18 protein-coding genes are annotated in these 17571 nt (G+C 63.3%); 13 read left to right on the top strand and 5 right to left on the bottom strand.

The window, feature by feature from the left end; all coding sequences use genetic code 11:
• The first annotated feature begins 33 nt into the window (after window positions 1-33).
• The 12 genes from AAXE93_RS08710 (at window position 34) to cbbX (ending at window position 12988) form a co-directional block, all read left to right on the top strand.
• On the top strand, window positions 34-1449 hold the full coding sequence (locus tag AAXE93_RS08710) for a form I ribulose bisphosphate carboxylase large subunit (protein WP_011363747.1): 1416 nt from the start codon (window positions 34-36) through the stop codon (window positions 1447-1449).
• Between the two features lie 59 nt (window positions 1450-1508).
• On the top strand, window positions 1509-1850 hold the full coding sequence (locus AAXE93_RS08705; RefSeq protein ID WP_006043651.1) for a ribulose bisphosphate carboxylase small subunit: 342 nt from the start codon (window positions 1509-1511) through the stop codon (window positions 1848-1850).
• A gap of 101 nt (window positions 1851-1951) precedes the next feature.
• Entirely contained in the window at window positions 1952-4312 is a 2361-nt protein-coding gene (locus tag AAXE93_RS08700) for a CsoS2 family carboxysome shell protein (RefSeq protein ID WP_390130001.1), read from the top strand.
• Window positions 4313-4319: 7 nt separating this feature from the next.
• Window positions 4320-6065, top strand: a complete 1746-nt coding sequence (locus tag AAXE93_RS08695) for a carboxysome shell carbonic anhydrase (RefSeq protein ID WP_390129999.1) — start codon at window positions 4320-4322, stop codon at window positions 6063-6065.
• Window positions 6066-6067: 2 nt separating this feature from the next.
• Complete coding sequence (locus tag AAXE93_RS08690) at window positions 6068-6379, top strand: carboxysome peptide A (protein ID WP_006850911.1); 312 nt, start codon at window positions 6068-6070, stop codon at window positions 6377-6379.
• On the top strand, window positions 6379-6630 hold the full coding sequence (locus tag AAXE93_RS08685; protein WP_011363752.1) for a carboxysome peptide B: 252 nt from the start codon (window positions 6379-6381) through the stop codon (window positions 6628-6630). Before AAXE93_RS08690 ends, AAXE93_RS08685 begins: the two co-directional genes overlap by 1 nt.
• A 53-nt stretch (window positions 6631-6683) precedes the next feature.
• Window positions 6684-7220, top strand: a complete 537-nt coding sequence (locus tag AAXE93_RS08680) for a BMC domain-containing protein (protein ID WP_114988511.1) — start codon at window positions 6684-6686, stop codon at window positions 7218-7220.
• A gap of 111 nt (window positions 7221-7331) precedes the next feature.
• Entirely contained in the window at window positions 7332-9176 is a 1845-nt protein-coding gene (locus tag AAXE93_RS08675; protein WP_390129995.1) for an NAD(P)H-quinone oxidoreductase subunit F, read from the top strand.
• Window positions 9177-9186: 10 nt separating this feature from the next.
• On the top strand, window positions 9187-10677 hold the full coding sequence (locus AAXE93_RS08670) for an NADH-quinone oxidoreductase subunit M (RefSeq protein ID WP_115008705.1): 1491 nt from the start codon (window positions 9187-9189) through the stop codon (window positions 10675-10677).
• A complete protein-coding gene (locus tag AAXE93_RS08665; protein ID WP_390129993.1) occupies window positions 10674-11813 on the top strand; it encodes a CO2 hydration protein in 1140 nt (379 codons plus the stop codon). The genes AAXE93_RS08670 and AAXE93_RS08665 overlap by 4 nt, the downstream gene beginning before the upstream one ends.
• A 34-nt stretch (window positions 11814-11847) precedes the next feature.
• Complete coding sequence (locus AAXE93_RS08660) at window positions 11848-12099, top strand: 4a-hydroxytetrahydrobiopterin dehydratase (protein ID WP_115008707.1); 252 nt, start codon at window positions 11848-11850, stop codon at window positions 12097-12099.
• Complete coding sequence (cbbX, locus tag AAXE93_RS08655; RefSeq protein ID WP_390129990.1) at window positions 12083-12988, top strand: CbbX protein; 906 nt, start codon at window positions 12083-12085, stop codon at window positions 12986-12988. The genes AAXE93_RS08660 and cbbX overlap by 17 nt, the downstream gene beginning before the upstream one ends.
• On the opposite strand, the gene AAXE93_RS08650 is transcribed toward cbbX, so the two are convergent.
• From AAXE93_RS08650 to AAXE93_RS08635, 4 genes are read right to left on the bottom strand one after another with little or no spacing between them, the layout of a single operon-like run.
• A complete protein-coding gene (locus tag AAXE93_RS08650) occupies window positions 12942-14168 on the bottom strand; it encodes a chloride channel protein (RefSeq protein ID WP_390129988.1) in 1227 nt (408 codons plus the stop codon). The two genes, cbbX and AAXE93_RS08650, sit on opposite strands and share 47 nt — an antisense overlap.
• Window positions 14165-14404, bottom strand: coding sequence for a 2Fe-2S iron-sulfur cluster binding domain-containing protein (locus tag AAXE93_RS08645; protein WP_115132844.1), 240 nt, complete (start codon window positions 14402-14404; stop codon window positions 14165-14167). The genes AAXE93_RS08650 and AAXE93_RS08645 overlap by 4 nt, the downstream gene beginning before the upstream one ends.
• The gene (locus AAXE93_RS08640) at window positions 14401-15870 is read right to left on the bottom strand and encodes a cobyric acid synthase (protein ID WP_390130247.1); all 1470 of its coding nucleotides are present in this window, start codon (window positions 15868-15870) and stop codon (window positions 14401-14403) included. The genes AAXE93_RS08645 and AAXE93_RS08640 overlap by 4 nt, the downstream gene beginning before the upstream one ends.
• Before the next feature lie 23 nt (window positions 15871-15893).
• On the bottom strand, window positions 15894-16337 hold the full coding sequence (locus tag AAXE93_RS08635) for an Npun_F0494 family protein (protein WP_115008711.1): 444 nt from the start codon (window positions 16335-16337) through the stop codon (window positions 15894-15896).
• On the opposite strand from AAXE93_RS08635, the gene AAXE93_RS08630 reads away from it, so the two are divergent.
• A complete protein-coding gene (locus AAXE93_RS08630; RefSeq protein WP_390129984.1) occupies window positions 16336-16902 on the top strand; it encodes a Maf family protein in 567 nt (188 codons plus the stop codon). The genes AAXE93_RS08635 and AAXE93_RS08630 overlap by 2 nt on opposite strands.
• Here the strand turns inward: AAXE93_RS08630 and AAXE93_RS08625 are convergent.
• A complete protein-coding gene (locus AAXE93_RS08625) occupies window positions 16899-17519 on the bottom strand; it encodes a DUF4079 domain-containing protein (protein WP_390129981.1) in 621 nt (206 codons plus the stop codon). The two genes, AAXE93_RS08630 and AAXE93_RS08625, sit on opposite strands and share 4 nt — an antisense overlap.
• Window positions 17520-17571 lie beyond the last annotated feature (52 nt).

The raw sequence follows: 17571 nt of genomic DNA, 5'->3' as shown, positions 1-17571 counted from the left end.
TCAACCTCTTCACCGACCTAACGGAGTTTTCCCATGAGCAAGAAGTACGACGCTGGGGTCAAGGAGTACAGGGATACTTACTGGACTCCTGATTACGTCCCCCTCGACACCGACCTGCTGGCCTGCTTCAAGTGCACCGGCCAAGAAGGTGTGCCCAAGGAAGAAGTTGCCGCTGCTGTGGCTGCTGAATCCTCCACCGGCACCTGGTCCACTGTGTGGTCCGAGCTCCTCACCGATCTCGACTTCTACAAGGGCCGTTGCTACCGCATCGAAGACGTCCCTGGTGACAAGGAGTCTTTCTATGCCTTCATCGCCTACCCCCTCGACCTGTTCGAAGAGGGTTCCATCACCAACGTTCTGACCTCCCTGGTCGGCAACGTGTTCGGTTTTAAGGCTCTGCGCCACCTCCGTCTGGAAGATATCCGCTTCCCGATGGCGTTCATCAAGAGCTGCTACGGCCCGCCGAACGGCATCCAGGTCGAGCGCGACCGGATGAACAAGTACGGCCGTCCTCTGCTGGGTTGCACCATCAAGCCGAAGCTCGGCCTGAGCGGTAAGAACTACGGCCGTGTTGTGTATGAGTGCCTGCGCGGCGGTCTGGACTTCACCAAGGACGACGAGAACATCAACTCCCAGCCCTTCCAGCGTTGGCAGAACCGCTTCGAATTCGTTGCGGAAGCCATCAAGCTGTCCGAGCAGGAGACCGGCGAGCGCAAGGGTCACTACCTCAACGTGACCGCCAACACTCCCGAGGAGATGTACGAGCGCGCTGAGTTCGCCAAGGAACTCGGCATGCCGATCATCATGCACGACTTCATCACCGGTGGCTTCACGGCCAACACCGGTCTGTCGAAGTGGTGCCGCAAGAACGGCATGTTGCTGCACATCCACCGCGCCATGCACGCGGTGATCGACCGTCACCCCAAGCACGGCATCCACTTCCGCGTTCTCGCCAAGTGTCTGCGTCTGTCCGGTGGTGACCAGCTCCACACCGGCACCGTGGTCGGCAAGCTGGAAGGTGATCGTCAGACCACCCTCGGCTACATCGACCAGCTGCGCGAATCCTTCGTGCCCGAAGACCGCAGCCGCGGCAACTTCTTCGATCAGGACTGGGGTTCCATGCCTGGCGTGTTCGCCGTTGCTTCCGGCGGTATCCACGTGTGGCACATGCCCGCCCTGGTCACCATCTTCGGCGACGACTCCGTTCTTCAGTTCGGTGGTGGTACCCACGGTCACCCCTGGGGCTCCGCTGCAGGTGCTGCTGCCAACCGTGTGGCCCTCGAGGCCTGCGTCAAGGCACGCAACGCCGGCCGTCATCTCGAGAAAGAGAGCCGCGACATCCTCACGGAAGCCGCGAAGCACAGCCCCGAGCTGGCCATCGCCCTCGAGACCTGGAAGGAGATCAAGTTCGAGTTCGACACCGTCGACAAGCTCGACGTCCAGAACTGATGGTCTCAACGGCCGGTTGATGCAACCGGCCACCCTTTTTTCTTACACCCAGGATCCCCATGCCTTTCCAGAGCACCGTGGGTGACTATCAAACAGTCGCCACCCTGGAGACCTTCGGCTTCCTCCCGCCGATGACCCAGGACGAGATCTACGACCAGATCGCCTACATCATTGCCCAGGGTTGGAGCCCGCTCGTCGAGCACGTCCACCCCAGCAACTCCATGGCCACCTACTGGTCGTATTGGAAGCTCCCCTTCTTCGGTGAGAAGGATCTGAACGTCGTTGTCAGTGAGCTCGAGGCTTGCCACCGCGCATACCCCGACCACCACGTGCGCATCGTCGGTTACGACGCCTACACCCAGAGCCAGGGTGCCTGCTTCGTGGTCTTCGAAGGACGCTGATCCTTCGAACCCTTGGTTCCGAGCCCTGACCTGATCAGGGCTCCAGCTTTTTCCGGAGGGGCAAGTGCCCTTCCACTTCACGACGACATCCTCGGGCGGACATGGCAAGACTCTCCAGTCGCGAACTCGCACTTGAACGCCGCAAGGCGCTGACCACTTCCGGTAAGAAGTCCTCGGTAGCGGCTGGTGATGGCGCCAACCGTGTCCGCACCGTTGCTGATGCCCGTCCCACCCGCACCAACGCGGCCGCAGCTGCTGAGCCTGCCTCTGCACCTGCCACCCCCGCTGCTGTAGCTCCGCAGCGGACCACCTCCTTCACAGCTGCTCCAGCAAACCTCAGCTCCCAGGTCAAGCCCCATCGCGATCCCAGCCGCGAGCTGGTGCTCGCCCGTCGTGATGCCCTGTCCCGCCGCGGTAAGACCGCCGACACCAGCCGCGATCGCAACCGCGCTGATGTGGCCCGTCAAACCAAGGCAGCCGCTCCTGCTGCTGCACCCGCTGAAACCACCAAGAGCTGTGGTTGCGGTGGCAAGCGTGCCGCTGAAAAGGCTTCCCTCAGTGCACCGGCTCCCAAATTGTCCGCCCGCACAGAGCGCCGTTCGGCCACTCCCAAGCGTCGTGCCATCGAGAACCCCAGCCGCGCGCTGGTGCTGGCCCGTCGTGAAGCCATGTCGAAGCACGGCAAAACCGCTGGCAAGCAACCCACCAGTGCAGCAGCCGTTGCCCGTCAGGCCAACCCTGACCTCACCAGCCGTGAGCTCGCACAACATGTGCGTGAGCTGCGCACCAAGGCCGGTGCCCGCAACAAGCAAAGCGCTGGTGTGACCCGCCCCACTGGTCCCAACCGCCACGGCGCCAAGCAAGCCGCTGCCGCTGATGCCCACTGGAAGGTGGGTGAAAGCACCACCACCGGTGGCCAGACCGTGACCGGCACCCAGGCCAACCGCTCGGTGAAAACCACCGGTAACGAGGCCAGCACCTGCCGTTCGATCACCGGTACCGAGTACCTGGGCGCCGAGGTCTTCCAGACCTTCTGTCAGACCGCTCCCGCTGCCACCACTCCGGCCAAGGTGCGCGTCACCGCCACCAGCCATGGCAACCGCGTCACCGGTAATGAAGTCGGCCGTTCCGAAAAGGTCACCGGCGATGAGCCCGGCACCTGCAAGAGCGTGACCGGCACCGAGTACATCTCCGCTAACCAGTCCGCTGCCTACTGCGGTGGTGGCGTGACTTCCCCTCGCAAGGTGGGCCACAGCCTCACCGAACAGGGTCGTCCTGTGAGTGGTGTGATGGTGGGTCGCTCCGCCAGCGTCACCGGTGATGAAGCGGGTGCCAACCGCAGCCTCACCGGCGATCAGTACCTCGGTTCAGATCCTCTGCCCGAAGGTCGCCCTGCCGCCAAGGTGGGTCTCTCCGGAACCCTCTCCGGCACTGGCGTGACCGGCACCTTGGTCGGCCGTTCCGCTCAGGTGACCGGCGATGAGTTCGGCTCCTGCCACCGCGTGACGGGTGATCAGTACGTGAGTGCTGAGCAGGTGAATGCGTTCTGTGGCGGCAAGCCCGAGCCCGAGGCCGCCAAGGTTGGCTTCAGCATCACCAACCGCAACCAGGTGGTGAGCGGCACCCGTACGGGCCGTTCGGAGAACGTCACTGGCGACGAGCCCGGCAGCTGCCAGGCCGTCACCGGCACCCCCTATGCAGGTCTTGAGCAGGCCGGCCAGCACTGCGGCACCCCTGCAGTTCAGGCCATCCGTGAGCGCACGCCTGTGCGTGTCGGCACCCCCTCCGCTGCCATGACCGGCATCCAGCCTGGTGTGGGTGGTGTTATGACCGGCGACAAGCGTGGTGCTTGTGAAGCCGTCACCGGCACGCCTTACGTGGGTGCTGATCAGCTGGCCGCTGCCTGCGGCGCTGACGCTCCTGCTGGCACCGACACCCACGGCCAAGCTCCTGAGGGTGCTGCCTGGACCCGCTTCAGCGTGGTGTCTCCCGCCCGTGCTGCCCAGCAGCAACGTGAGGCCGCCTCTGGCGTGACGGGTACCTCCTATGAGCAGGGGAATCGCATCACCGGCCCTTTTGACATGGCTGGTGGCAAGGTGACCGGTACCGAGCAGTTCCGCTTCGACAACCGAGAGTTCCAGAATCGTCAGCAGCGCCAGTTCCAGCCCACCGTGGCTGTGGTCAGCGAGCCTTCCGAGAAGCCTGCATCCCGGGTGACCGGCGAGGGTTCCTCCACCAAGATCACTGGTGATGACTGGGATCGTGGTGAGCACGTGACCGGTACTGAGGGTGCTTCGGCCCGCCGTCGTAATCCCAGCCGTCCCGGCCCGATGAGTGCCATGTCTCCCTTCGAGCGCAAGCGCAACGAGGAGAACGAATGGCCTGTGAGCCGCGTGACCGGTTCCAGTGGCAACACTGAGAAGGGTTCCCTGATCACCGTCTCCGGCGGCGCACGGGGCTGATTCATTGATGGTTCGCTCCAAGCCTCTCCGTGGCGGGCGACCTCAGGCCCCCTCGGCACCCACCCGACGTCAGCTTCAACAGCTGGCCACAACCTCTGATTCGGTTCAGACCTCGTCTGACGTGGAGTCCTCCACCCGCAAGGCCGCTCTGGATCGGCGCCATGCCCTCACCACTGCGGGCAAGGCCGCTCAACTGGGCGGCTCCCCGGTTGGTGGTGGTCGGATTCGCTCCAGCAAGGACGTTCAGCGTCCCGCACCCACTCAGCCAGGCTGGGTCCGCCGTGAAAAGGCAGCCACTCGGTCGGTTCCTTTCAATCTGAGCCGCAGCTCTCTGCCGATCACCCACCGGCATCATCCGTTGACGGATGCAGCGGCAAATGCCCGTCTCCAGGCCTACGAGCAGGAGATCAAGGGCCGCTTTGATCGGATCGTTCCCCTGCTGCAGCAGGTTTCAGCGCTTCAGCACGAAACCGATTTCATTCCCCAGGCCCAGCGGTTGTGCCGGGCCGAACTCGGCTTTGATCTGCCGGATCACATCCTGCAGCGGGCCTGGGTTCGCCCCCTCGACATGCGCGCCTTGTTCGCCTGGTGCGTGTTCGAAAGCCACCGGCTGTTCAGTGACCGCTTCTTCCAGGACGATCCCCTGGATGCCGGTACGGGCAGTGCTGCCTCCCGGGAGTTCGAACAGTTCCTGCTCGACTGTGGGATCCATCTGCTCGACCTGACGCCCTGTGCCGATGGTCGGTTGGCTCACACCGTGGCCTATGCCCTACGCATTCCCTTCAGCGCTGTGCGTCGCCGTTCCCACGCTGGCGCCATGTTCGACGTGGAGAACACGGTGAACCGCTGGGTCAAAACCGAGCACCGTCGCTACCGCGAAGGTTCACCCAATCCCTCCACGGAACCGACCCGTTACCTGAAGGTGGTGACGTACCACTTCAGTTCTCTCGATCCCTCCCATCAGGGCTGCGCTGCCCATGGCAGCAATGACGAACTGGCGGCATCGGCGGGTCATCAACGCCTGCTCGATTTCCGTGAGTCGGTTGAAAACAGCTTCTGTTGCGGTGCCTCCGTTGATCTTCTGCTGATCGGCCTCGACACCGACACCGATGCAGTCCGAGTGCATCCCCCAAGCCGTGACAGCGAAATGGTGCTCGACCGTTGGCTCTGCGCCAGGGAACTGCATGCCGCCACGGCATCGATGAGTGCCGATCAAGCGATGGCACAGATTGCTGAAGCCGTTGAGAGCTCTGCTCCTGGCCCCATGGATGCCGGGATGGTGTCGTTCCTGACCCGTTTGCTCGCCAATAACTTCTCCCAGATCGACTACGTGCAGGATCTTCACGGGGGCACCTACCCGGATGCCGGGCATGCAGAGCGTTTCATTGGCGTTGGCATTGGTTTTAAAGAGGTGCATCTGCGCAACCTCACTTATTTCGCCCACCTCGACACGGTCGAGGAGGGCGCCCCCGATCTCGATGTGGGCGTGAAAATTTTCAAGGGTCTGAATGTGTCCCGGGATCTGCCGATTCCGGTTGTCGTGCGTTTCGACTATTCCGGCCGTGTGCCCGGTGCTCGGGAACGGGCCATCGCTGATTGCCAACGGGTGAACCAGGCCATCGCCGATCGCTACGCAGCTCTCGTTGATGAGGGTCTGCTCCACACTTGTCTCACCATTCGCGACCGCAACCAGACGGCTCCGGCCGAGGTCGTCGGTTCCACGCTCGACCCGCAACTTCCGGAGGCTCACTGATCATGCTCATCGTCAAGGTCGTCAAGCCGCTCGTTTCCACCAACCGGATTCCCGATTTCGAGCACAAGCACCTCCAGGTGGTGCTGGATGGCAGCACCAAGAAGGTGGCCGTCGATGCGGTGGGTGCAAAACCTGGGGACTGGGTGATCTGCGTCAGCAGCTCGGCCGCCCGTGAAGCTGCCGGCAGCAAGTCGTATCCCAGTGACCTCACGATTGTGGGGATCATTGACCACTGGGAACCCGACCCCCCGAAGACCTCCGCTCCCTCTCCGTCCCCCAGCCCCAGCAAACCTGCGGGAGGCAAGGCCAGCTGATGGAGATCATGCAGGTGATGGGAACGCTGGTCTGCTCCTACCGGGTTGCCGGTCTGGATCACATGCACCTGCGCATTCTCAAGAACAACAAGGGCAAGAAGCTGGTGGCGGTTGATCCCGTGGGTGCCCGTGAGGGCAACTGGGTCTTCACCGCCAGCGGTTCGGCTGCCCGGCATGCCTGCCCTGATAACACCGTTCTCACCGATCTCACCATCGGTGGCATCATCGATTTCTGGAATCCGGACGGATAGGGATCCTTCACTTCCCTCCGCCGTTTCCGTTCCGCTTCCACACCTACCAATCCATGGCCACTCCTTCCCCCACCCCCCGTCGTCGCACCACCCGCAGCACCGCCGCGGCGAACAAGACTGTGGACGTGAAGCCTGTAGCCAGCACTCCTGCTCCCGCGTCGACTCCCGCCAAGGCAGCTCCTGCTTCAACCACCCGTCGCGCGTCCACCACAACGCGTCGCAGCAGCGCTTCCAACACCGGATCCGGAGGCGGCTCAGCCGTGACCAAGCCCGCTGCCACCCCTTCCCCCATCGTTCCCGGTGTGGCACTGGGCATGATCGAAACCCGCGGCATGGTTCCTGCCATTGAGGCAGCCGATGCGATGACCAAGGCTGCTGAGGTGAGCCTGATCTGCCGTGAGTACGTGGGTGGTGGCTACGTCACGGTGATGGTGCGTGGCGAAACCGGTGCAGTGAATGCCGCTGTGCGTGCCGGTGCCGATGCCTGCGAGCGCGTGGGCGACGGCCTTGTCGCAGCTCACATCATTGCCCGTCCTCATAAAGAGGTGGAGCCGGTGTTGGCCGGCAGTGGTGCAGCTCGCCGCAGCTGATTGCACAAAAGCCTCCTCACAGCCGTTCACAAAGAGCCCTTTTGCTCCTGACCGGCTCCTAGATTCGCCGGCCCACCAGCGACCAGCTCGATCACCATCCCGCTCGCCGTTTTGACCCCGGAGCTTTCGCTTCCCATCCAGACCGCCTGGTTGATCCCGCTCTATGGGTTCATCGGGATGCTGGTTTCTCTCCCTTGGGCCTGTGGCTGGTTCCGCCGAGATGCCCATCGACCGGCGGCCTACCTCAACATTCTTCTCACCCTGCTGGCCTTCGCCCACGGAAGCCTGATCCTGCAGGAGGTGTACCAATCAGGGCCGGTGGATCTGGCCTTCCCCTGGCTCAGCGTGGCTGATCTGGAGCTGAACATCAGCTTCAGCCTGTCGCTCACCAACCTGGTGGCCCTGGAACTGATCACGGGCCTCAGCTTGCTGTCGCAGGTGTATTCCTTGGGCTACATGGACAAGGAATGGGCGTTGGCCCGCTTCTTTGCCCTGCTTGGTTTTTTCGAGGGTGCGATGAGTGGTGTCGTGCTCAGCGACTCCCTGTTCCAGAGCTATTTCCTGCTGGAGATGCTGACGCTCTCCACTTATTTGTTGGTGGGTTTCTGGTACGCCCAACCCCTGGTGGTCACAGCAGCCCGGGATGCCTTCCTCACCAAGCGCGTTGGTGATGTGCTGCTGCTGATGGGTGTGGTGGCGCTCTGCAGCTATTCCGGCGTGATGGGGTTCAACGACCTTTACGCCTGGGCCGCTCAAGACACCCTCTCTCCCTTGGCGGCAACGCTGTTGGGTTTGGGCCTGGTTGCTGGCCCAACGGGCAAATGCGCCCAGTTCCCCATGCACCTCTGGCTGGACGAAGCCATGGAGGGTCCGAACCCCGCTTCGATTCTGCGGAACTCGGTGGTGGTGACCTGCGGCGCCATCGTGCTGCTGAAGGTGATGCCCATCCTTCAGCTCTCTCCCATCGCCATCGGCGTGATGCTCGTGATCGGAAGCATCAGTGCGATCGGTGGCTCTTTGGTGGCCCTGGCTCAGGTGGACATCAAACGCACGCTGTCGTATTCCACAACGGCCCACATGGGCCTTGTCTTCATTGCCATTGCGCTGCAGATCCCTGTTCTGGCCTTGTTGCTGCTGTTCACCCATGCCGTGTCCAAGGCGCTGCTGTCGATGAGCATTGGCGGCGTGATTGCCTCCACCAACTGTCAGGACATCACCGAGCTGGGGGGATTGGGCAGCCGCATGCCGGCTACCACCACGGCGTTTCTGGTGGGTGGTGCTGGTCTCGTGGGATTCCTGCCCCTGGGTGGCTTCCTGGCCCTGGCCCAATCGATTGAGCTGCTGAGCGTGCGCTCGGTTCCGTTCATGGCGGTGTTCCTTCTCACCAACGCACTCACTGCCATGGGTCTGGTGCGGGTGTTCCGCCATGTGTTCATGGGGGATTCCCTGATCAAGTCCCGCCGGGCTGCCGAGGTGAACTGGCAGATGGCGTTCCCAATGGTGGCGCTCACCGTGATCGTGCTGATCACCCCGCTGTTGCTGGTGCGGCTTGAGTCGCTCGATGGTTTGTTGGCCTTCCCCCTCTGGGCAGCAGCTCTGGTGGTGGGAAGCGGACTGCTGGGCCTGCTCGCTGGTGCTGTTCTTCCCCTGAGCAAGGCCTGGTCCCGCTCGCTGAATCCTGTGCTGCGCTGGTGGCAGGACCTGCTGGCCTACGACTTCTACACCGAGCGCTTCTATCGCCTCACCATCGTCAACGTGGTGGCTGGCTTCTCTCGCCTGGCCTCCTGGTTCGACCGAAATGTGGTGGATGGTCTTCTCAATGGGGTGGCTCGCTTCTCCCTGGCCAGTGCCGACAGCCTCAAGCTCAGCGTCAGCGGCCAGAGCCAGACATACGTGCTGACGGTGCTCCTGGCCATCGTTCTTTTCCTCACCGCGGTGAGCTGGTTCCTCACCTGATCGCCCCGAGATGCTTCTTTCCCTCCTGCTTCTGATTCCCTTCCTCGGGGCTCTGGCTCTGATCCTCTGGCCGGGATCCCCGTCCAGTGCACGCCTGCGCGATGTGTCCATCGTGCTTCTGGTGGTGCAGTGCTTGGCGAGCTTCGCCCTGCTGCTTCCCTTCGATGCCGCCGACGCAGGTTTGCAGTTGGTGGAACAGGCCCGCTGGGTGCATGCCATCGGGCTGGATTACGCCTTGGCGCTGGACGGTTTGTCGTTGCCGCTGGTGTTGATGAATGGGGTGCTCTGCCTGGTGGCGGCGATCGCGTCGCGCACGATCGAAAACCGCCCCCGGGTCTACTTCGCCCTGTTGCTGGTGATTTCCGGAGCGGTGAATGGTGCCTTCCTGGCCCAGAACCTTCTGCTCTTCTTCCTGTTCTACGAACTGGAACTCATCCCCCTCTGGATGCTGATCGCTGTATGGGGTGGTGCCAACCGGGCCTACGCCGCCACGAAGTTTCTGATCGTCACCGCCGTCTCAGGCGTGCTGATCCTGGGTGCCTTCCTCGGCATTGCTCTGGTCACAGGAACCATGGATTTCAGTCTGCGGCCGATCCTTTCCGGTGAACTGGGCATGACCGCCCAGCTGCTGCTGATGGGTGCTCTGTTGATCGGCTTCGGCATCAAGATCCCCCTCTTCCCCTTCCACACCTGGCTGCCGGATGCCCACACCGAGGCTTCCACACCGGTGTCGGTTCTTTTGGCAGGTGTGCTGCTCAAGTTGGGCACCTACGGCCTGCTGCGTTTCTGCCTTGGCTTGTTCCCCGACGCCTGGCAGGTGGCTGCTCCCTGGCTGGCCGGCTGGGCTGCGATCTCAGTGCTCTACGGATCCCTTGCGGCGATTGCCCAGACCGACATGAAGCGCATGGTGGCTTACAGCTCGGTGGGCCACATGGGCTACGTGCTGCTGGCCGCCGCCGCCGCCACGCCGCTCGGGTTGATGGGGGCCCTGTTCCAGATGGTGAGCCACGGCCTGATCTCTGGCGTGCTGTTCCTGGTGGTGGGTGTCGTTTATGCCCAGACCGGCACCCGCGATCTCAACGTCTTGCGTGGCCTGCTCAACCCCCAGCGCGGCCTGCCGCTCACTGGATCTCTGATGATCATCGGGGTGATGGCCAGTGCCGGAATCCCCGGTATGGCCGGCTTCATTTCCGAATTCCTGATCTTCCGCGGCAGCCTTCAGCCCTTCCCCTTGGCCACGCTGCTTTCCATGGTGGGATCGGGACTGACGGCGGTGTATTTCCTGCTGTTGGTGAATCGCGCCTTCTTCGGTCGCCTGGCGATAGCCCCCGGCGAGGTGGTGAATCCCCGTATCCTCAACCGCGTGGCGCTGCGGGAGCAGGCCCCGGCCATCGCCCTCAGCCTCGGTGTGCTGGTGCTTGGCCTTGCTCCGGAGTTGCTGTCGAACCTCAGTGAGGCGGCCACCACGGGCCTCAGCCTGATCACTGGAGATCTGTCATGACCCCGACATCCGCATCCCCTGTTCAACCTCCAGTGCTTCCTGATCAGGAGGAGTTGATCCGTCGTTTGCTCAGCGACACGCCGCTGCTCAAGGACACCCCCGACCATCTGCTGCAGGTGGTGAATGTGCTCGAGAGCTATGGGCTTGTTCTCGATGCCTACAGCAAGAACCTGGTGGATCAGGGCGAGCAGCAGATGCTCAATCCCTTCCCGATGTTCCGCTTCTTCCATGAGGGGTTCAACCTCAAGCGCCTCTGGACCCATCTGATGGGGGATCGCATCAACTTTGAGTACGCCGAGTACTGCCAGAAGGCGATGTTCTGGCATGGCACCGGCGGGTTGGATGCCTACCTCGACACGCCTGAGTTCGCCGAGGCCTGCCAGCGGATCATCAAGCGCAAGTCGGCGCGCGACCCTCTGCTGGCCCTCAACAACCGCCTCTATCCCGATTTCGCCCCCGAGGCCATCCGTTCGCTCACCACGATTTATTGCCTCGGTCTGTTCTGGCGCGTGATGAGCGACATCTTTGTCGACCTGGCCCGTCGCTACGCGATCAAGGAAGTCACCTGCGTCAACGATGTGGTGCATCACATCCGCGATGGCCTGGTGGCGGCGGCCGGAAGCCCGATTGAATACAAGGTGACGATCGGTGGTGAAGAGATCTGGGTGCTTCCCCCTGAGGCGGGTCTCACCTTTCTGGTGGATGTTGCGGTGCCCTACGTGGAGGCCGTTTTCTTCCGCGGCATGCCCTTCCTTGGAACGGTGTCGTACAACGCCCAGGCCCGGCAGATTTCACCGGACATCAGTGATTTCAAGTACGGCGCCCTTTACGCCGACCCGATTCCGAGCATGGGTGCGGGCATTCCCCCCAGCCTCTGCATGCAGGACATGTACCGCCACCTGCCCGAGGAACTGAGCCTCTGGTACGACGACAACGGTCGAGGCCAAACGGATGTGCACGTGCAGATCTGCGTCAGCTTCCAGAAGTCGATGTTCTGCGTCACCAATGCCGCCATCGCCGGCACGATGCCGCATCCGCTGGACACCGATGACCCCGAGCAGCAGGCCGCCAATCGGGCCTACGCCGAGTCCTGGTCTGGGCGCTTGATGGGCTGCCAGCGGGTGGCGCTCCTCTAGGTTTCCAGCAGGTTCAGGCTGAACGGGGACTCTGATGAATCAGTGGCAGGAGCGGAAACGACCCGTATGCCTCGAGTGTCGTTTCGAGTTTGAGAGCTACGACGCCACCAGGGATTTTCTCGACAAACTCGGCGATCACAGCGAGGCCACCCAGCGCTTCCCCGACATCAGCTTTGGGCGCACCTACGTGAACATCACGATCCGGCCCGAGGATGACGGCCCCGAGGCCCAGCTGAGCGAAGCCGATCGTGCCTTTGCCGCAGAGATCGATGCCCTCCTCAGTTGATCTGGCTTCGGCTTACGCCGATTCCGGTGTGGCTGAGGTGTTGGACCAACTGGACCGTGAACTGATCGGCCTGGCGCCGGTGAAGACGCGGATTCGGGAGATCGCAGCGCTGCTGCTGGTGGATCAGGCGCGGCAGCAACTGGAGCTGCCCAGCACCGCGCCCAGTTTGCACATGTCGTTCACCGGCCATCCCGGAACGGGCAAGACCACCGTGGCGCAGCGGATGTCGCAAATCCTGCATCGCCTGGGTTACCTCCGCAAGGGTCATGTGGTGACGGCCACCCGCGACGATCTCGTGGGTCAGTACGTGGGTCACACCGCCCCAAAAACCAAGGAGATGCTCAAGCGTGCCCAGGGTGGCGTGCTGTTTATCGATGAGGCCTATTACCTCTACAAGCCAGACAACGAACGCGATTACGGCGCCGAAGCGATTGAGATTCTCCTGCAGGAGATGGAGAGCCGGCGCAGCGACGTTGTGGTGATCTTTGCGGGCTACAGGGATCGGATGGAGACCTTCTACAGCTCCAATCCAGGCCTCTCTTCAAGGGTGGCGCACCATCTCGATTTCCCCGACTACAGCGACGACGAGCTGATGGCGATTGCAGGCCTGCTCCTCGAGGCCCAGCACTACCAGTTCAGTGCCGAGGCCGAGACGGCGTTCTCCGACTACGTCTCGCGTCGGCGTCAGCTGCCTTTCTTCGCCAACGCGCGCTCGGTTCGCAATGCCTTGGATCGGGCCCGTCTGCGCCAGGCCAACCGGTTGTTTTCGCGGATGGGAGAAGCCCTCACCAAGCAGGATCTCATCACGATTGAGGAGGCCGACATCCGGGCCAGCCGTGTGTTTAAGGGCGAAGTGGAGGGCCACCATCCCGCTCAGCTCGGCGCCTGATCAGCTGCGCCATGCCGAGGCCCACCAGAAGGCCGGCTGTGCCGTGACCCTGCAGGAGGGCAACCCCGAGCACCAGAACCGCCAAGGGTGCAGGAAGCACACAGCGGTACAACGCACCTGTGAGGGCGCCGCACCAGCTGCCCAGGCTGCCCAGATCGGGCAGCAGCAGGTGGAGTCCCATGCCAAGTGCGCAGGCCACCAGGAACAAGGGGAAGAACACCCCTCCGCGCCAGCCTGTTTCCAGGCAAAGGCCAAGCATCAGCAGTTTCACGATCGAGGAGAGGAGCAGAACCAAGGCCCCACTTGAGTTCTGGCCTTCCAGCAGGGGCCGCAGCTGCTCTTCTCCGGCGAAGGGAACCAACGGCAACCAGTGCATGCAGGCCCCCAACAGCAGGCCGCTCAGCAGCGGCCACCAGGGCCATTGGGCCAGGAGTTGGCGCTGCTCCAGCCAGCCTCGCCACTGCAGAAACAACAAACCCAGGCCGCAACCGATGAGTCCCCCCAACAGGCCTGCGCTGAGGCTGCCGAGATCTTCCCCCAGGTTGCTGGGCCAGATGTAGGGAAGCCGTTGCAGCGATCCACCGCTAGCGGTTCCCATGCCATTGAGGGCGGCAAAACCGGCAACACCGCCGAGGCTGCCCGGCAACCAGCGGTCGAGGTAGGCCTGCTTGCGGTTTTTGGGGTGAGTGACCTCGCCCACCACAGCACCCCCCAGCAGTGGAGCTCCGAAAAAGGCGAGGCTGCCTGCCACTGTTGCTTCCTGAAGCTTCTGGTCACGACCACGCCAGATCTGTTGACTGACCAGGGCGGCCATGCGGCTCATCAGGGCCTCAGGTCCGATGCAACCTCCCCCAACCTGGGCCAGCGCCGCTCCGAGGAGACCGCGAGCTTCATCGCGCTTCGGTGCCTGGTCGGGATCACGCAGATCACTCAGGGTGTCCAGCAGCTCCGGTAGCAATGTGGTGGGGCCGGGGCGATGCAGAAGCGAGAGGATCAAGCCGCTGCCGCCGCAGATCAGCAGCGACCAGCCCAGGGGAAGGCTGCGATCCAAGCCCTCGAGTACCGGATCTCCCCAGAGCCGCTGGCTTAAGCCACCGATCCAGCCCATCACAACCGCCACACCGGCGCCGCTCAGGGTGCCGGTGAGCAGGGCCATCAGGCTGAGGCGAAGGCGAGTCACCAGTGCGGGTCGGTGGCGAATTCAACCCTGAGTTTCGCTGATTTCGACGCCGGAACGGTGCTGATGCAGGCGCGCACCGTCTTGCCGTTGACGTCGATCTCGCAGGCCCCGCAGCTGCCCCCCAGGCAACCGGTGGGAATGCTGATGCCCGCTCCACTGGCGGCCACCAACCAGTCCTCGCCGATGGTTTCGTGGGTGATGCGCCCATCGGGCCAGCGCACAGGAATCGACGTCATGGCTGGAGCAATGGAGCAAGGTTCACATGTTGCTCGAAGGCATCGGCGAGGCGATCGAGCAACAGATCACGGTGGGCGCTGTGGTTCTTGGGATCGTTGGCCAGCGGTTGCAATCCCCGTTGCTCGCGAAGCCGGTTGAGCCAGGCCCGTCGCCAGGGGCCGTTGTCGAGCAAGCCGTGCAGGTAGGTGCCCACCACGCTCGAACCCTTGGGCCCGGGAGCCCACCACCCCAAACCAGGGTCGCTGCTTAGCGGCTGAAGACCGGGACCTGGGGTGGTGGTGCCGTAGTGCAGTTCAAAACCGTTCAGCGGTGTTTCCATGGGCCAGAGGCCATCGATGCTGCGCTGGCTCAGCCGTTTCGTGCCGCTGAAGGTGGTGTCCAGGGGCAGGAGGCCCAAGCCGCTCTGGGGTCCCCGCTGATCGTTGCCCTCCAGTCCCTCCGGATCGTCCAACGTTTTGCCCAGCATCTGCATGCCGCCGCAGATGCCCAGGACGGACCCCCCAGCCTGGGCGTAGGCCCTGAGTTGATCGGCCAGTCCACAGCTGTTCAACGCTTCGAGATCCCGCAGCGTCTGCTTGCTTCCCGGAAGAATCACCGCATCCGGCTCACCCAGGGGTTCCCCGGGTTGAATCCAGCGCAGCTTCAGGCTGGCTTCGGCTTCGAGCGGATCGAGATCGGAGAAGTTGCTCAAGGAGGGCAACCGCAGCACAGCGATCTCCAGATCGGTGGCCCCGCGGGTGGGTTTGCGTTCCAGAAGATCGAGGGAATCTTCGGGTGGAAACAGCTCGTTGAGCCAGGGCATCACCCCCAACACCGGTACCCCGGTGTTGGCTTCCAGCCATTGGCGACCCTCATCAAACAGCTCCCGACGGCCGCGGAAGCGGTTGATCAGGATGCCTTTGATCAGCGGGCGCTCCACCGGGCGCAGCAAAGCGAGCGTCCCAACGATCTGGGCGAAGACACCGCCGCGCTCAATGTCGGCCACCAGCAGGCAGTTGGCCCGCAGGTACTGGGCCAGGCGCAGGTTGGTGAGGTCGCGGCGTTGCAGGTTCACTTCCACCGGGCTTCCAGCCCCCTCCAGCACCAGCCGGCCTTGGGGCCATTGCTGCTGGAGCTGCATCAGGCCGGTGCGGATCGCCTGCCAACCGGGGCGGAACCAGTCGCGGTAGTAGTGCTCGGCGCGGGCGATCCCCACGCTCTGGCCCCCATGGATCACCTCACTGGTGCTGTCTCCCCGTGGTTTCAGCAGCACGGGATTCATGGCGCAGCAGGGCTCAAGGCCCGCCGCCCAGGCCTGCATGGCCTGGGAGTAGGCCATCTCCCCGCCATCGGCATCCACCCAGGCGTTGTTGCTCATGTTCTGCCCCTTGAAGGGCAGCGCCTGTTCCCCACGGCGTTGGAGCACCCGGCACAGCGCCGCCGTCATCAGCGATTTGCCGGCACCGCTGGAGGTGCCCAGCACCATCAGGGGCCGCGGCGTGGTGCCGGTCACAGCGGCCAGTGCCGACGCAGGCCGTGACGCAGACGCTCCAACACCGGAATCGAACGCTGCAGGAGTGCGGGGTCGTCATCGAGCAGCTGGCGACCCAGGGGCGTGAGCCTGAAACGGCTGGTCAGCCCTTGCCCATCCACTTCCCGGCGCAGCACGCCCACGCTGATCAGCCAACGCAGGTCGTCTTCGAGGGCTTCGCTGTTGCGGAACCAGCGTGTTTTGCGGCCGTAGCGGCTGGGTTCGCTCCAGAGGTCGCCGGCATCCAAGCCTTGCTGCTGAAGATCCCGATAGAGCGCTTCAGAGAAGGGCAGGCATCCCATGGCCCGGCAGGCCCGGTCACGGCTGCGTCGATCCAGCAGGTCGGTGGGGTGAGCGATGGCGAAGCCTTCCGTCCCTGGCAGCCTACGGAGCGTTGTTCTGCGGTGTGTTCCCGTGCTCATGCTTGCTTCCGCCTCGCCGGCGCGTCGCCGTTTGCTGGAGCAAGCGGGAATCCCGCATCAGGTGCGCGTCAGCGGTGTGGATGAAGACCAGATCCAGCATGCGGAGCCCGCAGAGCTGGTGAAACTGCTGGCTCAGGCCAAGGCCACAGCTGTCGCCCAGACGCTTGACCCGGTGGGCGATGCCGAGATCACTGCTGTGCTGGGCTGTGATTCGGTGCTCAGTTTTGAAGGGCAGGTGTTCGGCAAGCCCTCAGGGCCAGGCGAAGCGATCGAGCGTTGGCAGCGGATGGCTGGCGGCTGCGGATCTCTGCTGACGGGCCATTGCCTGATCCGTCGCGGACAACCTGAGCTGTTGGCTTGCGTGGAAACGGTGGTGCGCTTTGCTCCGCTCAGCCAGGCCGAGATCGAGGCCTATGTGGCCAGTGGAGAACCGCTGCAGTGCGCTGGTGGTTTTGCCCTCGAGGGCCGCGGCGGCCTCTGCATCGATGGCTTGGATGGCTGTTATTCCAACGTGATCGGCCTGAGCCTTCCCTGGTTGCGTCAGCAGCTTTCAGCGTTGGCTTAGTGCAGCAGCAGATTTCGCGTTCCCGAGATCGCTTGCATGGCCAGCAGCAAAGCCACCAGCAGATTGCTGCTGATGTGAATGCGCCTGGCCTGCACGGAATGACCAATCAAGGGCTGCAGCGCCGTTGAGCTCAGCAACAGGGCGGTGAGCAACATTCCCATCCAGAAATGGGACTGCCAGAACAGGGGGCTCCAGGGAACATCGCTGAACCGCTCCACGGCCGGATGCAGCCCCAGCAGAAGCAAGCCGCCTGCACTGGCTATAGCCCAGAGAAAGCGCTGCCAGACCAGCCGGGTCGTTAGCAGGCGCCCGAAGCTGAACAGCACAGCGCTGCCGGTGACGATCAGACCCAGGGGGTGACTGCTCCAGAGACTGTGGCCCAGGCCGATCAGCACCGCCACCAGCACTCCGCCGGTCACCCAGGCCCCATGCTGCGCATGCTCCACCGGCACCGTGTCGGCGATTGGGTTGATCTTGAGCCGCTTTTCCCGCGCCAGGATTCCCAGCCGGATCGTGGCGCCCACCACCGGGTAGACGAACAGGATCATCAGCACGGGGTGGATCAATCCCAGCCAGTCGTGGCCGGTGAGCGACTGCAGTGCCTGGGGATCAGCCAAAAAAAAACGCAACCCTGAACCCAGGGTTGCGCATCGTGGGGTTGTGAACTGC

It is taken from the genome of Synechococcus sp. HIMB2401 (assembly GCF_042883245.1).
Taxonomy (GTDB): domain Bacteria; phylum Cyanobacteriota; class Cyanobacteriia; order PCC-6307; family Cyanobiaceae; genus Parasynechococcus.
This window is presented reverse-complemented; position numbering and strand designations above follow the sequence as displayed.

What these genes read in the sequence shown, in the direction of transcription:
- AAXE93_RS08695 (WP_390129999.1), top strand. Translation starts at nt 4,320, where the DNA reads ATGGTTCGCTCCAAGCCTCTCCGTGGCGGGCGACCTCAGGCCCCCTCG.
- AAXE93_RS08630 (WP_390129984.1), top strand. Translation starts at nt 16,336, where the DNA reads ATGCTTGCTTCCGCCTCGCCGGCGCGTCGCCGTTTGCTGGAGCAAGCG.
- AAXE93_RS08660 (WP_115008707.1), top strand. Translation starts at nt 11,848, where the DNA reads ATGAATCAGTGGCAGGAGCGGAAACGACCCGTATGCCTCGAGTGTCGT.
- AAXE93_RS08670 (WP_115008705.1), top strand. Translation starts at nt 9,187, where the DNA reads ATGCTTCTTTCCCTCCTGCTTCTGATTCCCTTCCTCGGGGCTCTGGCT.
- AAXE93_RS08705 (WP_006043651.1), top strand. Translation starts at nt 1,509, where the DNA reads ATGCCTTTCCAGAGCACCGTGGGTGACTATCAAACAGTCGCCACCCTG.
- AAXE93_RS08700 (WP_390130001.1), top strand. Translation starts at nt 1,952, where the DNA reads ATGGCAAGACTCTCCAGTCGCGAACTCGCACTTGAACGCCGCAAGGCG.
- AAXE93_RS08690 (WP_006850911.1), top strand. Translation starts at nt 6,068, where the DNA reads ATGCTCATCGTCAAGGTCGTCAAGCCGCTCGTTTCCACCAACCGGATT.
- AAXE93_RS08710 (WP_011363747.1), top strand. Translation starts at nt 34, where the DNA reads ATGAGCAAGAAGTACGACGCTGGGGTCAAGGAGTACAGGGATACTTAC.
- AAXE93_RS08685 (WP_011363752.1), top strand. Translation starts at nt 6,379, where the DNA reads ATGGAGATCATGCAGGTGATGGGAACGCTGGTCTGCTCCTACCGGGTT.
- AAXE93_RS08645 (WP_115132844.1), bottom strand. Translation starts at nt 14,404, where the DNA reads ATGACGTCGATTCCTGTGCGCTGGCCCGATGGGCGCATCACCCACGAA.
- AAXE93_RS08640 (WP_390130247.1), bottom strand. Translation starts at nt 15,870, where the DNA reads ATGGTGCTGGGCACCTCCAGCGGTGCCGGCAAATCGCTGATGACGGCG.
- AAXE93_RS08665 (WP_390129993.1), top strand. Translation starts at nt 10,674, where the DNA reads ATGACCCCGACATCCGCATCCCCTGTTCAACCTCCAGTGCTTCCTGAT.
- AAXE93_RS08680 (WP_114988511.1), top strand. Translation starts at nt 6,684, where the DNA reads ATGGCCACTCCTTCCCCCACCCCCCGTCGTCGCACCACCCGCAGCACC.
- AAXE93_RS08635 (WP_115008711.1), bottom strand. Translation starts at nt 16,337, where the DNA reads ATGAGCACGGGAACACACCGCAGAACAACGCTCCGTAGGCTGCCAGGG.
- cbbX (WP_390129990.1), top strand. Translation starts at nt 12,083, where the DNA reads ATGCCCTCCTCAGTTGATCTGGCTTCGGCTTACGCCGATTCCGGTGTG.